The 13,520-nt window shown below is 42.4% G+C and carries 14 protein-coding genes; 6 read left to right on the forward strand and 8 right to left on the reverse strand.

The features are described 5' to 3' along the window. Positions 1 to 63: 63 nt before the first annotated feature. Entirely contained in the window at positions 64 to 1,239 is a 1,176-nt protein-coding gene (locus B2575_RS08590; RefSeq protein ID WP_296241307.1) for a type III PLP-dependent enzyme, read from the forward strand. 92 nt (positions 1,240 to 1,331) lie between these two features. Here the strand turns inward: B2575_RS08590 and B2575_RS08595 are convergent, their stop codons facing one another. From B2575_RS08595 to dnaJ, 5 genes are all read right to left on the reverse strand, one after another. Then, positions 1,332 to 2,183, reverse strand: coding sequence for a hypothetical protein (locus tag B2575_RS08595; RefSeq protein ID WP_296241276.1), 852 nt, complete (start codon positions 2,181 to 2,183; stop codon positions 1,332 to 1,334). Further along, entirely contained in the window at positions 2,167 to 2,664 is a 498-nt protein-coding gene (locus B2575_RS08600) for a hypothetical protein (RefSeq protein WP_198331005.1), read from the reverse strand. Before B2575_RS08600 ends, B2575_RS08595 begins: the two co-directional genes overlap by 17 nt. Continuing rightward, positions 2,665 to 3,999: an AAA family ATPase gene (locus tag B2575_RS08605; RefSeq protein WP_198331004.1), complete on the reverse strand. Its 1,335-nt coding sequence runs from the start codon at positions 3,997 to 3,999 to the stop codon at positions 2,665 to 2,667. 38 nt (positions 4,000 to 4,037) lie between these two features. Beyond that, positions 4,038 to 4,886, reverse strand: a complete 849-nt coding sequence (gene dapB / locus B2575_RS08610) for a 4-hydroxy-tetrahydrodipicolinate reductase (RefSeq protein ID WP_296241283.1) — start codon at positions 4,884 to 4,886, stop codon at positions 4,038 to 4,040. A 182-nt stretch (positions 4,887 to 5,068) separates the two neighbouring features. Beyond that, on the reverse strand, positions 5,069 to 6,205 hold the full coding sequence (gene dnaJ / locus B2575_RS08615; RefSeq protein ID WP_087814909.1) for a molecular chaperone DnaJ: 1,137 nt from the start codon (positions 6,203 to 6,205) through the stop codon (positions 5,069 to 5,071). Between the two features lie 301 nt (positions 6,206 to 6,506). On the opposite strand from dnaJ, the gene B2575_RS08620 reads away from it, so the two are divergent. Continuing rightward, the gene (locus tag B2575_RS08620) at positions 6,507 to 7,301 is read left to right on the forward strand and encodes a DUF2939 domain-containing protein (protein ID WP_227697785.1); all 795 of its coding nucleotides are present in this window, start codon (positions 6,507 to 6,509) and stop codon (positions 7,299 to 7,301) included. A gap of 137 nt (positions 7,302 to 7,438) precedes the next feature. Here B2575_RS08620 and B2575_RS08625 read toward each other — a convergent pair whose 3' ends face one another. Both B2575_RS08625 and B2575_RS08630 read right to left on the reverse strand, forming a co-directional pair. Continuing rightward, complete coding sequence (locus tag B2575_RS08625; RefSeq protein ID WP_296241290.1) at positions 7,439 to 8,503, reverse strand: disulfide isomerase DsbC N-terminal domain-containing protein; 1,065 nt, start codon at positions 8,501 to 8,503, stop codon at positions 7,439 to 7,441. Between the two features lie 439 nt (positions 8,504 to 8,942). After that, a complete protein-coding gene (locus B2575_RS08630) occupies positions 8,943 to 9,647 on the reverse strand; it encodes a pseudouridine synthase (RefSeq protein WP_045442943.1) in 705 nt (234 codons plus the stop codon). A 196-nt stretch (positions 9,648 to 9,843) separates the two neighbouring features. On the opposite strand from B2575_RS08630, the gene B2575_RS08635 reads away from it, so the two are divergent. The 4 genes from B2575_RS08635 (at position 9,844) to B2575_RS08650 (ending at position 12,780) form a co-directional block, all read left to right on the forward strand. Further along, positions 9,844 to 10,455: a YigZ family protein gene (locus tag B2575_RS08635; protein ID WP_296241292.1), complete on the forward strand. Its 612-nt coding sequence runs from the start codon at positions 9,844 to 9,846 to the stop codon at positions 10,453 to 10,455. Between the two features lie 113 nt (positions 10,456 to 10,568). Beyond that, positions 10,569 to 11,633, forward strand: a complete 1,065-nt coding sequence (locus B2575_RS08640) for a YheT family hydrolase (protein WP_296241293.1) — start codon at positions 10,569 to 10,571, stop codon at positions 11,631 to 11,633. Between the two features lie 43 nt (positions 11,634 to 11,676). Further along, complete coding sequence (locus B2575_RS08645; protein WP_060490140.1) at positions 11,677 to 12,219, forward strand: acyl-CoA thioesterase; 543 nt, start codon at positions 11,677 to 11,679, stop codon at positions 12,217 to 12,219. A 183-nt stretch (positions 12,220 to 12,402) separates the two neighbouring features. Next, on the forward strand, positions 12,403 to 12,780 hold the full coding sequence (locus B2575_RS08650) for a DsrE family protein (protein WP_296241298.1): 378 nt from the start codon (positions 12,403 to 12,405) through the stop codon (positions 12,778 to 12,780). Positions 12,781 to 12,909: 129 nt separating this feature from the next. Here B2575_RS08650 and B2575_RS08655 read toward each other — a convergent pair. Next, positions 12,910 to 13,520 (reverse strand): hypothetical protein (locus B2575_RS08655; RefSeq protein WP_296241301.1); only part of this gene is annotated, 611 nt, incomplete at its 5' end.

Here is a 13,520-nt window from a genome sequence, read left to right on the forward strand (position 1 = left end):
ACGTGATGCGAGCATTTACTCTTTAACACCTACTGTCTTTATTAAAGGTTTCCTACCATGACCATGATCAAAATTGACCAATATTTTGACCCTGCCGGCTGGCAGAAATTCACTCAAGCTGCTGAAGGTCGCGAGACGCCATTTTTGGTCGTGGACCTTAGCCGTATCAAAACCAAATATCATGAAATGGTTGGGTTTTTTCCCAATGCTAAAATCCATTATGCAATGAAAGCCAGTCCTGCTGTTGAAGTGATTAACTTGCTTGCTGATCTTGGTTCGAACTTTGATTGTGCTTCCATCTATGAGCTTGATCGCGTACTAGACTGCGGCGTTGAGCCATCGCGTATCTCTTATGGCAATACCATCAAAAAAGCGGAGCATGTCAAATATGCCTTTGAAAAAGGTATTGACTTGTATGCGACCGACTCAGAAGCGGATCTAAAAAATATTGCCAAGCACGCCCCTGGTTCAAAAATCTTTGTGCGTATCTTAGTACAAGGCTCTGAGACCGCTGAATGGCCATTGTCTCGTAAGTTTGGTTGTCATCCCAATATGGCGATTGACTTGTTGATTCAAGCTCGTGATTTGGGTCTAGTGCCTTATGGCATCTCATTCCACGTTGGTAGTCAGCAAAAAGACGTTGCCGCTTGGGATGATGCGCTAGCCAAGGTCAAATACATGTTTGACTGGATGAAAAACGAAGAAGATATTAAGCTACAAATGATCAATTTGGGTGGCGGCTTTCCAGCCAACTATATCAGTGAAGTGAACCCTATAAAAGTCTACGCTGAAGAGATCACTCGTTATTTGACAGACGACTATAGTGAAGAGGACATGCCTGAGATTATCCTTGAGCCAGGTCGTTCATTGGTTGGTGGATCGGGCGTATTGGTCAGTGATGTGGTGCTTATCTCGCGTAAGTCGCACACGGATTTGACGCGTTGGGTCTATACCGATGTGGGCTTATTCCAAGGCTTAATCGAGACCTTGGGTGAAGCCATCAAGTATCCGGTTTATACGCCTAAGATGGAAACATCAACTAGCAAAGGCACTGTAGTACTGGCAGGTCCTACTTGTGATTCGACCGATATCATGTATGAAGAAGCGGGCTATCAATTGCCAGAAGAGCTGGAGATTGGTGATAAAATCTTTTGGTTGACCACGGGTGCGTATACTAACTCGTATTCATCTATTGAATTTAATGGTTTTCCACCGTTGGAAGTGATCTACGTTGACTAATCTGCAATAGATTATTGTCGATAAAAAGCGCGATACTGCTCATTATAGTATCGCGCTTTTTTATATCAAAGATAATAGTAATCGATGCAAGGCTACTGCACCATTATCCAAATTGGTGTGTTTTTAGTGCTATCAATGGCACGATTGCTACCATAACTTGCGCGTTGATTTTGGCTACTTTGAGAGATTTGTCCGATAGTTACCCATTGACCACGTGGGATAATAATGGTCGTGTCTAATCGTTGACCTTGAATGGCATGATTACTATTTTTCTGAGAAGACGAATAAGAGCGTGCGAGTGTTTCTTCAACTTGTGACAATGTTACTTCGACTTGACCAGTCGGTAATAATCTTGGCGTAACCGTGATGCCTTGCGTCGTTGGTAGCAATACCTGCTGCTGAATGACAATCTGTACTGAGGGACTTTTATAATTTGTATAACTATTTACATCGTAGGTTTGATTCAGCGCATAAAGCGTCCCTGTACTGATGCTGGCGGCACTACCTGACAAGGTTTGTACTTGGTATAAATTATTTGTTTGCTGTTGGCTATTGCTCTGATGAATAATCCCTGACCCTTGAATACCACGATTGCTAATAATGACCTGCCCTTGCTGAATATTACCTTGGACGCTGCTATTGTTGCCAACACGCACAGCGACCGTCAATGCCTGTGGCTGACCGTCAATCTGAGTCAATAACTGCTGTACCGCCTGATAGTTAGCGGCTGTCGTATGCAACACTAACTTGTCTTGATAGGTAGTAACTGTACCGCCGTCACGACTGGTATTTAGCTGCTGACGAACAGCAGGTAATAATGCATCACCGCCATAAGTGTCTATGACGTAGGTTTGAAAAGTTGCAGCTTGTGCTGAGATATTGAGCGTTGAGAACACAATAACGCTTAGTAGAACTACTTTTATTGCTTTAGTAGGAGTGACCATAATGTATTAAGTCCGAATCAAGTGACCAAATAAATACGTTTACGTGTTTACGTTTATTTGCTTTGTTCTTGGCCTGAATATCTTCATACTCTTTGATAATAGACAAGTCTGTCAAACTCATACCTTCATTGGGTTTGTCGGGCGTTTTATTCTGTCCAGCTTTATCAATAAACTCATTAATCCAATTACGCCATTCTAACTTTAGGTCAAAATTGCTAATCTCAAATGGCGAGCTACCATCAAACGTTTTTTGCATCATATCAACGAACTGTTTAGCAATTTCTCGGCGTGTATCTCCATTGCCATTTTGGCTGATATGATTACCGACTTCTACTGCCACTACTAAAGGAATAATAAATCGACAGTTCGATTCAGCATAGGTTTCAAACTCATCTATAACTTTAACTCTATTCTGATTTTTATTAGGAACATTCAATATATTCAATATTATGCTGGTATCTAATATACAAATATCTGCCATCTAATCAGCCCCCTGTAGCTGATTTAGCCAGTCCAATGCTTGTTTTTTACGCTGCTCTGATGTGATTGGATGTTTTACAAAGCGCTCGACAATACCTTGAGTAACTAAGTCGCCAAGCGTTCCTTGAGCGACTAAGCCAAGATAATCATCTAAGTCTCCTAAGCGCATCAACTTGCTATCACCTTCTTGCGGGTCTCTATAGCAAAATACAACATCTGCGAGGGCTTCATCTGGTAGGGCATCCATTAGCGCAGGATTATGCGTCGATAGTAACAAATTAAGTTTACGTTCTTCGGCATACTGACGCAGTAAGCTTAAAATAATATGCGCTCGTGTGGGATGAATACTATTATCAATCTCTTCAATGACTACTGTTGAACCTTCTGGCACAGAAAGGAGGGCAGCTGCAATGCCCAATACTTTTAACGTACCGTCTGATAGTAAATCCATTGTACGTTCAACAGAAGTACTCCCAAAGCTTTCAACTAGAGCAAACTCAATACGATCACGATGATCTTTGTAAAATTTAATATCTAGAATATCTTGTTCTGGTAAGCTTTTAACTAATAACAATAACTTAGATTTGTTCTTTGCTTCTTCGCAGATATTATATAAAACTCCAGCGATATTAGAGCCATCTGGTCTTAAAATGTTATCTGAAATACTATCAATACGCATGTTATTTGGTACAAAATCAAAGAAAAAAGATTGCTGTAAAAACTTGCGAATAACATTAAAATTAGTCCAAGGCTTTTTCTTCTTCATGGTTATGAATGTATCAATCATAAGAAATGCAGATATGTCGCTATTATTAGTTTTGTAAAAAGTAACTTTATCATCTGTCTGAGAATTTATAAAACCATCAAGGCCAGTATTACCTTTTGCAAATTCATCTATTTTTTTTATTAAATCTATATTATGAAGCTCTGAAAGTTGCGAAAAATAAGGAGGCTTCAAATTTTGTAATATAACAACTCTATTTTCTTGTAAATGTATAATCTCGCTCCTAAGTTCGATACTGTTTGAGCTTACTTCAAAAATGCCTTCATATTCAAAACCTGCTTCAAATTTAAATAGTAGTGCGAATTGTTCTGTTGAGTTGAACGACAAGTCTCTAATACTACCCCGAACGACTTTATCACTATCGTTAACCCTATTTTTGAGCGTAGATAAGCGCTCACCACCAGCCACCCAACTTAAAAAACGAAACGCTTCAATAGCATTGCTTTTACCTGACGCGTTCGCCCCTATCAGTAAAGTCAAAGGTGACAGCGGTAAGGTGGCTTCTTTATAGCTCTTAAAGTTTTTAATAGTGATACTAGCGTTATCTGTCATTGCCATCTCGCTTATAAGTAGATTATCTAAATCTTGCCTTACTCATTCAAACCCAACACGTCCTGCATATTATATTGCCCAACTTCTTGTTTGATAACCCAAGTCGCGGCACGTACGGCACCCGCGGCAAAAGTCATACGCGCGCGGGCACGATGGGTAATTTCAACCACCTCACCATCGGCAATAAACATCACGGTATGATCGCCAATGATTTCACCGCCGCGAATAGCATGAATACCAATAGTACCTGCTTTGCGTTCGCCCGTTTGTCCTTCGCGGCCATAAACAGCGACGTCTTTTAGATTCTGTCCACGAGCTTCTGCCACGGCTTCTGCCATCATATATGCTGTGCCTGATGGCGCATCGATTTTATGCTTATGGTGTGCTTCGATGACTTCTACATCGGCATCCTCGCCAAATGCCTTCGCGGCCATGCTGAGCAACTTTAATGACAGATTAACGCCTGTTGAATAGTTACCAGCATAGACAATCGCAATTTTCTCGCTGGCTTTTGCCAATACTTGCTCTTGCTGCTCATTGAATCCTGTCGTCCCAATAACCATCGCGACATTGTTTACCGCGCAAATCTGCATATTTTGTTCAGTGGCATCAGGCAAGCTAAAGTCAATGAGTACATCGATGTCATTAATGACAACTTTTAAATCATCGACAATCTGTACCTCTAAGCGACCGATAGCGGCGACTTCGCCAGCATCTGCACCAACAAGGCTTGAACCTTGACGTTCTATCGCGGCATTTAATGTCGTTTGCGAGTTGTCTTGTATTGCCTCTATTAGCATACGCCCCATACGACCACCCGCACCAATCACCCCGACTTTGATGGCTTGTTTATTTGTATTTTCTTGCGCTGTTCTCTGTTGGCTCATATTTTTACCCTAAAAGCTCTATATTAATAAGAAAGGTTTTAAATGTTATGATGCTAAGTTTAGCAAATATCACCCCCTGAATGGTTTTTTATAGCGTCAATAAAAACCCCCAGTGTTTCACATGAAACACTGGGGGTTTTGTATCTAATCATTCAACCAAACGGGTGATTAAAACAACTCAGTTAATCAAATAAGTCGCCAATCTTTTTAAAGAATGACTTCTTATGTGGCGACTGCTGATGCTTGCTATCACCGTCAAGCGTATCTTGGAACTGGCGCAACAGGTCTTTTTGCTCGCGAGTTAAGTTCACTGGGGTCTCAATCACCACACGGCAAATCAAATCACCTTTCATGGTGGTGCGTACTGGCGTCACGCCTTTGCCGCGTACACGTAGCAACTTACCACTTTGCGTGCCTTCTGCAACCTTGATTTTTACTTTACCATCTAATGTTGGAATTTCGACCTCTTTACCCAATGCTGCATCGGTGATGCTCACAGGCACATCCATATATAGATCAGCGCCTTGACGGGTAAAGACATTATGCGGTTTTACGCGTACTTCAACGTATAAGTCGCCGTTTTGGACACCCGCGCCGCCCGCTTCACCTTCGCCTGCTAGACGGACGCGATCACCATCATCAACACCCGCTGGGATAGACACTTCTAGCGTACGTGATTTGTCTTTAACGCCATTACCGTGACAGTCAGAGCACGGATTTTTGATTTGTTTACCAGTGCCGCCACAATGTGGGCAAGCCTGCTGCACGGCAAAAAATCCTTGCTGCATACGCACTTGACCTTGTCCATGACAGGTCTGACAAGTCACGATATCAGAGGCATTTTTTGCCCCTTTACCATCGCAGGTGTCGCATGGCGCAGGCGCTGTGAAACTGATTTCTTTTTTACAGCCACGTACCGCTTCTTCTAAAGTCAGCTCGATCACATAACGCAAATCAGAACCACGGCGCGAACGTCCACCGCCGCCGCCACGCTGCTGACCGAAGATATCGCCAAAGTTGCCGAAGATATCACCGAAAATGTCTTGGAAGTTGCCACCACCTGCACCGCCAAAGCCGCCGCCACCCATACCATTTTCGAAGGCTGAATGACCCATGCGATCGTAAGCAGAGCGCTTTTCTTCGCTACTTAGTACTTCGTAAGCCATCGATGCTTCTTTGAATTTATCCTCAGCATCTGGATCATCAGAGTTACGGTCAGGGTGATATTTCATAGCCAGCTTGCGGTAAGCTCGCTTAATTTCTTTGCTTTCAGCGGTCTTGCTCACACCTAATACTTCATAAAAATCGCGCTTACTCATGGGCTCTCCTATCGTCTTTACAGTCCACCGGACAGTCGATTCAGTAGTTCTAGTCAACCACCACTTTAATACGACTCACTATGGCACTCAAAGGTTTCACATGAAACATCATAAATAGTGAGAGAAAAGAGGTGATACTGCTATGAATCTTACAAGCGAATACGGCGGGATGCTGCTTAGCCAAATCAATTATTAAAAGTTTGCGCTATTTATGGAGATGCTATGGTGATTTATCAAGCGCTTAGGCAGGGAAAGTATCCACTATAGTGCGCTTGGCCATACAAAAAGGTTTTATTAAGGAATGAACAAAGGTTTTCATACCTTAGAAAGGCTCAGCCATGCTAATATTTATCGCTATATTTTTGGGGTTTTAGATTTATACTTACCAGTATTAAATCTGCCTATCATTACGTTTTTGTTTTGCGATAAGGGTTTGATTTTTATGAAGAAGCTGATTATTTTATTAATCGTCATTGCCGTCGCTGTCTATGCAGGCTCGCCCTATTACAGCGCTTATCAGCTTAAAAATGCCTACGATGCCAAAGACGGCGCGACCATCGCAGCAGCGATCGACTATGAGCAAGTGCGACCTAGCATCCAAAACCAACTAACCAGTCAGTTTACGGCGACTATGGCCAATTATCCATTGGTCGCTGAGTTGGGCGGCGAGCCATTGACCCAAGCCGCTAATAGTTTTATCACGCAGGCGGTGAATGGTGCTATCACGCCACAAAATATCGAAAAAGTCATCAATACCCAAGGTCAGGCCAATACCGCGACCAAAGAGCTGGCCGCTGCATGGGCAATCGCCAGTAATCAGGTCGATCTCAAAAATTTGATTCAAAATCTTATCATCCAGCGCGGTGATGTGGATGCAGTGGTCAAAAGCCAAATGCAGCAAATCATGGAAAAACAATCCGCTGAACTGGAGCAACAGGTAGCGCAAGGGTCGGACAGTGACAAGCCAACATTGGGCTATTGTGGTATTAATTGCTTCACTATTAGCGGTCAGGTGAAAGGTTATCCGCTCACCATCGAGATGCAGCGTAACGGCTTAATTGATTGGAAAATCGTTGATATCGTGTTGCCACAATAGACTTGCTATCCCTAACGCTTAGAGGTAATAAAAAACCACCCCATAAATTACTTATGTAGCGGTTTTTTTATCAATCTTAAGGAATATCATCTTTTAACACATTTTTTATTCATAACTTTATTAAACATCTGTGTGAGCTACTGTACGCCCAAAAATTCTAAAAACTCAGGACTCTCAAAGCTCGCTTGAAACAGCACGCCATCTTCACGGTAGATAGCAGGCGTTGCCATCACCGCAAGCCCTGCTGCTTTTTCACGATTGGGCGTCACATGATCGGCTGTACAACTTGCTGGTGCAGGTGTCATCTCACCCTGCAACATTGCTTTATCAAAAGCTTTACGGCGGCTGTCCTCGTCACCTTGGCACCAAATCCCACGCATTTGCTCAGGGGACTGCTCGTATATCGGATAACCAATGGTTTTGACCGTCACACCTTTGGCATTAAGCATCGGTAGCTGTTGATGCAAGCGGCGGCAGTAAGGACAGTTAACGTCATTGGCCACATAAATAACCGCTCTCTCAGGGCCGGTCGCTGGATAATTAATCAGCTGGCTGTCATCTAAAGTCGCAAACACAGACTGATTTTTACGCTTCTCAAATTGCTCATCGAGTCCGATGAATTGACCATTTTCGATGACCGAAATCTCGCCATCAGTAATATATTGTGCATCATCCGATAGTAAAAAAGGCACGCCTTCTAATGTCGCACCCCAAATCACGCCTGGCACTGCGGTATAAAAGAACGGCGTCTTAGTGCTCATATTTTTCAGCGCATCCATATTTGCCAATATATCAGCTTTGACACTCGCACTGATAGGTTTGCCTGCCTGCGCACTGATGCTACGCTCTGGTGTCTTGGTAACTACACGCTTGCTTGGATTCTTTTGTAGCTCGCCTTGAATGACATATTTGCCATCTTCAGTGATATGCAAAGGCAACTGCCCCGCCAAATTGACTTGATACATATTGGGTAAGTTGGACGGCACAATAGAGCTAATTTGTGTTTTGATCCCTGCCTGAGTGAGCAATTGGCGCAATCGACTGTCAACAGACTTGCTAACAGTGCCAGCAGCTTTTGTATTTTGAGTACTCTGGCTCGCTTTTTGGTTAGTAGCCGTAGTATCACTAGACTGGGCACAAGCAGTGGTTGCCAATAACATGGCACCAATTAAACTGGCAGATTTTAATAGAGATGATTTCACAGAGACAGTCCTATCTGGTTTTAACAAAAACAGCGCGTTTCAGTAACAACGATTTTTAATAACCTTTAATTTTAACAACACTCAATCTTAAGAATAGCTGTTTCTAATAATACTCGCTTCTAACAATATCGGTTTTTAAAAATAGCTACTTTTCATAAAGATAACGATATTATGTAAAAAAATAGATTAAAAAAAGATAGGCAGACTTTAGCACAAGGAATACTTTTGCAAAGGTTTAACGGCTCAATTTTGCAAAACTGCTACTGAGCTTTAAGAGATAGGCAACACAGTGTGCACACGAGACATAACAGGGTGAAAGTGATAGATAAAAACTACAATTAAAAACCATGGTCAAACACTACGGTCAAAAAAAGCAGCACACGTGAAGTGGCTGCTGATTGTAAAGAAGTGCTTGCGAGTTCATTTCAAGATGAAAAACTTAGAACTTAGCGACTTCTTCAGGTGTTAAAAAGCGACTGTCGCCTTTCTCTAATCCTTCCAAAGTAATATGACCGACACTAGCGCGATGCAGCTCAACCACTCTATTACCAAAGTAACCCATCATCCGTTTTACTTGATGATATTTACCTTGCTCAAGCGTCAAACGCGCATGGGTCTCATCAATGAATTCGAGAACCGCAGGTTTTGTTTCTTCGTGATCGCCTTCTAAAAGGATGCCCTCAGCGACTTCTTTGACGGCATTGGCTTGCGCCGCTTCATCCATCGCATCTGCTAAAGTCAGCTCATAAATTTTGGCATGTTCATGCTTAGGGCTGGTGACACGGTGTAACCATTTACCATCATCACTCATCAATAATGCGCCGGTCGTATCAACATCGAGACGCCCTGCAATGCGCAAGCTGCCAAGCTCTGGCACCGCTATCAGCTCAGTGACGATAGGATGCTCTTTCACTTTCAGCGTACATTCAAAGCCTTCAGGCTTATGTAATAGAATATAACGACTGCCCGCAGCGACCGATAATGGCTCGCCTGCCCAAATCACGTCGTCATTGACCACATCGACGTGGACGCCTGGGTCTTTGATGACCTGATCATTTACCGTTACTTCACCAGCGTGCAGAATTTTTTTGGATTCTTTACGCGAAAGCTCAGTGGCTTTACTCAAAAATTTATCTAGACGCATATATTGCCTACCATTCGTTTGATGATACCTACTTTACCGTAGCAGCTAACGACACCAGCACTCGCACTGAGCTTGTCCGCTATCTTCATGGGTCAGAAGTGGTACTATAATAAAAAATTAAATGAACACTGCACCCAATATGGACGACAGTGAAAGTTAGACAAGTTTACCATATCCAACCTAGACCTGATGAAATATGAGCTATCAAACGCTAAAACGTGCTGTCACTGCGCGCTTAGAAATTAAAAAATCCGAGTTTATTGCTTACGCTTATCCTGTAACCTCGCGTGAACAGGCAATGTTTCACGTGGAACAACTACGTCAACAATATGCCGATGCGCGTCACCACTGTTGGGCGTACATTATTGGCGACCCCAATAACACGACCAGTGCGGGCTTTGATGATGATGGCGAGCCAAATGGTACGGCAGGTCGCCCGATATTAAATGTGTTGCAGCATAAAGCGATCGGTAACGTCATTATCATCGTCGTGCGTTATTTTGGTGGTATTAAACTGGGCGCAGGCGGTCTAACCCGTGCTTATGCAGGCGCAGCGCAAGCGGTCGTCGATGAGATGGATTTAAGCCCTTATGTGCCAATGGTACAAGTGCAGATATTGGCAGAGTTTGCGACCGAAGCACAATGCCGCTATGTGGTCGACAGTTTAAATGGCAGTATCGATGATGTCGCTTATAGTAAACAAGTGACATTGACCGTGACGATTGCTGAGGCAGATATCGACCATTTAAAAGAACGTCTAGCGATGGATGGGCGCGTATTAGATGCGTCGGAAAAAGTGAATGAGTAATCATGCGTTCACTGAGCATTCACTAAATCTTATTGGTTTTGATAACTGCCATGGGTATGATAAGGCACTGATTGTTAAAGATGATTTTAACGCCCATTAAATAAGACACCTTTATGCCAACCTCAAATACGCCAACTTCAAAACCGAGCCAACCCTTCTCTCCAGCGCCTTTTAAACCCCCATTTTGGCTGACCAATCCGCATCTACAAAGCATCTTGCCTAAGTTTTTTGCCCCTAAAGCGCCTACTTATCGTCGTGTGGTCGAAAAAGACTCGTTGGATGAAAGTGATATTGCTTATGATTTTTATGATGCGCATCCTATCGACACCGTAGAAAATGGCGAGCGTGAGCAAACGCCATTAATCGTTCTGTTTCATGGAATGGAAGGCAGCAGCGACAGCCATTATGCACGTGCTTTGGCGCATCAAATACATGCGCAAGGCTGGCACTTTGTGGTGGCGCACTTCCGCAGTTGTGGCGGCATTCCTGCGAATGGACGAGTTTTTTATAATGCGGGTGATACCGATGAGGTGCATCATGCGCTACAAAACCTAAGTCAACAGTACGCCAATATTTATGCGGTTGGGGTATCACTGGGCGGCAATGCTTTGGCGAAATACATGGGCGAATATGGTGATAAAGCAATCTGCCAAGGCGCTGTGGTCATCTCCGCTCCCGTCGATATGTCATCGGCGGCGCTTAGTATGCACAGCTTTTTGAGTCATCGAATTTACACCCCTTATTTGCTCAACCCGATTATCAAAAAAGCCTTAGCCAATGACATCAGCAAAGAAGAGATCGACTCGATCAAAGCGGTCAATCGCATCAGTGACTTTGACGATATCTTTACCGCACCGCGTCATGGCTACCGCTCTAACAATCACTACTATCAAGCTTCATCAGCCCTGCCTTATTTGATAAAAGTGACGAAGCCATTGTTACTCATTAGTGCCAAAGACGACCCCTTCCTTGGTTTTACCGCCACGCCGAATGATGTGTCTAACAGTGTCACTATTTTAGACACTGAGCATGGCGGGCATGTGGGTTTTATTCGTTATCGCTCGGATAAAGACAAATCGCCGCATCTTTATAAAAAATCAAGATTTGATATCAACTGGATACCTGAAACTGTCAGCGCTTATTTTAATCATATCGGTGTAGCATCTAATAAGCCCTAAAATAAAAATACTCACTTTACCTTTTACTCTTTGAGATTGCACTATGTATCCATTTATCCGTTATGCCAGCACCATCGCCCACGCCGCGCTACAAGTCAAAAAAGGCAATACCTTAACGTTTAAAGATACGAGTGAGATTAGCTTTCGCTGTCGTCTGACGGATATTGATAATTTCTTGGAGATGAATAATGGTCGCGTACTTACCCTTTTTGATATGGGTCGTACTGACTTCGCGGTGCGTAGCGGACTTGGGCGTCAACTGCTCAAGCAGCGTTGGGGTTTGGTTGTCGCTGGCAGTACCATCCAATATCGCAAACGCATTCGCGCTTTTGATAAAGTCACCATGAAAACGCATATCGTCGGCTTCGATGAGCGTTGGATATATATCGAGCAGTCGATGTGGGTAAAGGGCAAACCTTGCTCCTCTGCTCTACTGCGGACGGGCGTGACTGAAAAAGGTAAGGTGATAGAAACAGCACGTGTACTAGCCTCATTGGGACAAGCAGATTGGCAGTTGCCACCGAGTGGCTATGTGGCAGAATGGATCGTCAGTGATGCTGATCGCCCGTGGCCACCGCAAAGTTAGCATTTATTATTCAGCTTTATTCATAAGTCACAAACACCTATTCACAATCAGTTAACCTTATAACTACTATTTCCTAACACTACATTATATAAATACATATATTAAATGTTAGGATAGTAGTGAGCATCATACTCAGCTCAATTAAATACTATTTAATTAAAACAGTCTTATAAGGAGAATAATATGGCTAACACGACGGATTATGTCGGTACGTTATTTGATAATAGTGAATCAAATCCAAGTAAAATCACTTTAGCATTCACTATGGCAGGTGTCGCACTCAAAAAAGGTCATTCTGCCTCAGTGATATTAATGGTAGATGCGGTACATTTGGCATTACCGAACGCATTAGATAACGTCAATATTGGCGCGCCATTTGAACCTGCGGGCGAATTGCTAGAAGCCTTTATCGAAAAAGGCGGTCAAGTATTGGTCTGCGGCGCTTGCATGAAGCACAACGGCGTGGAAGAATCAGACATCGACAAGCGCTTTGAAGTGATCAGTGGTGATGATGTGGTTGAGCTGCTGATGAATGCGAAAGGGTCATTGCAGTTGAATTAAAAGATAAGCAAAATTATTTAGGGCGTGTTGAACATTCGACCCTAGCCCTTACAGAGACTATTTTTGAATGCTCAACACGCCTTAGTTTAAATAGAAATAAGAACCCTTAAGTTGATTAAGCTGAAGTAATCAATTAAAACTATCCTCATTTTTTAAGTCGATATTATCAAGTAAAAAATTTATTAAAATATTAAATTTCAACTCACTAAGATTATCTCTGTTTAGTAAGCCTATCAAGTGCGTTGCACCTCTACTAAAAATATGACCTATAAATATTAGTTGCCAAGATAAGAAGTATATTAAAAATATTAAGAATAGAATCAGCCATGTTTCTTCTACTAAGATATGCTTAAGACCAAAAAAACTAAATATTACTGAGAATGGTTCAATCTCAAATGTATTCATCGTAACAACCGTAAACAAAGAAATAAAAGCAATTAATAAAGCTAGAATTCTGGGTTTTGATTGAGGATCATAAATATAGTTTAACCAGTTAATTTGAGAGTTACGGTTATACTTTTCTTTCAAACCTTTCCATTCAGACAATTTCTTTGCAAATTCATAAATATCAGTTCGCATTCCAACCTTATTTAATATCCAATATAGCCTAGCGTCATCAATCGTTGTAAAGCTCTTATCATGGATCATTGATTGTTTTTGTAATATTAACTTTTCCTTCTTTTCACGACATACAACAAATATTATTAAGCTTATAGTATAGTAAAACCCACTTAAAAGTG

This window comes from Psychrobacter sp. UBA6739, assembly GCF_002453835.1.
GTDB classification, from domain to species: Bacteria; Pseudomonadota; Gammaproteobacteria; order Pseudomonadales; family Moraxellaceae; genus Psychrobacter; species Psychrobacter immobilis_A.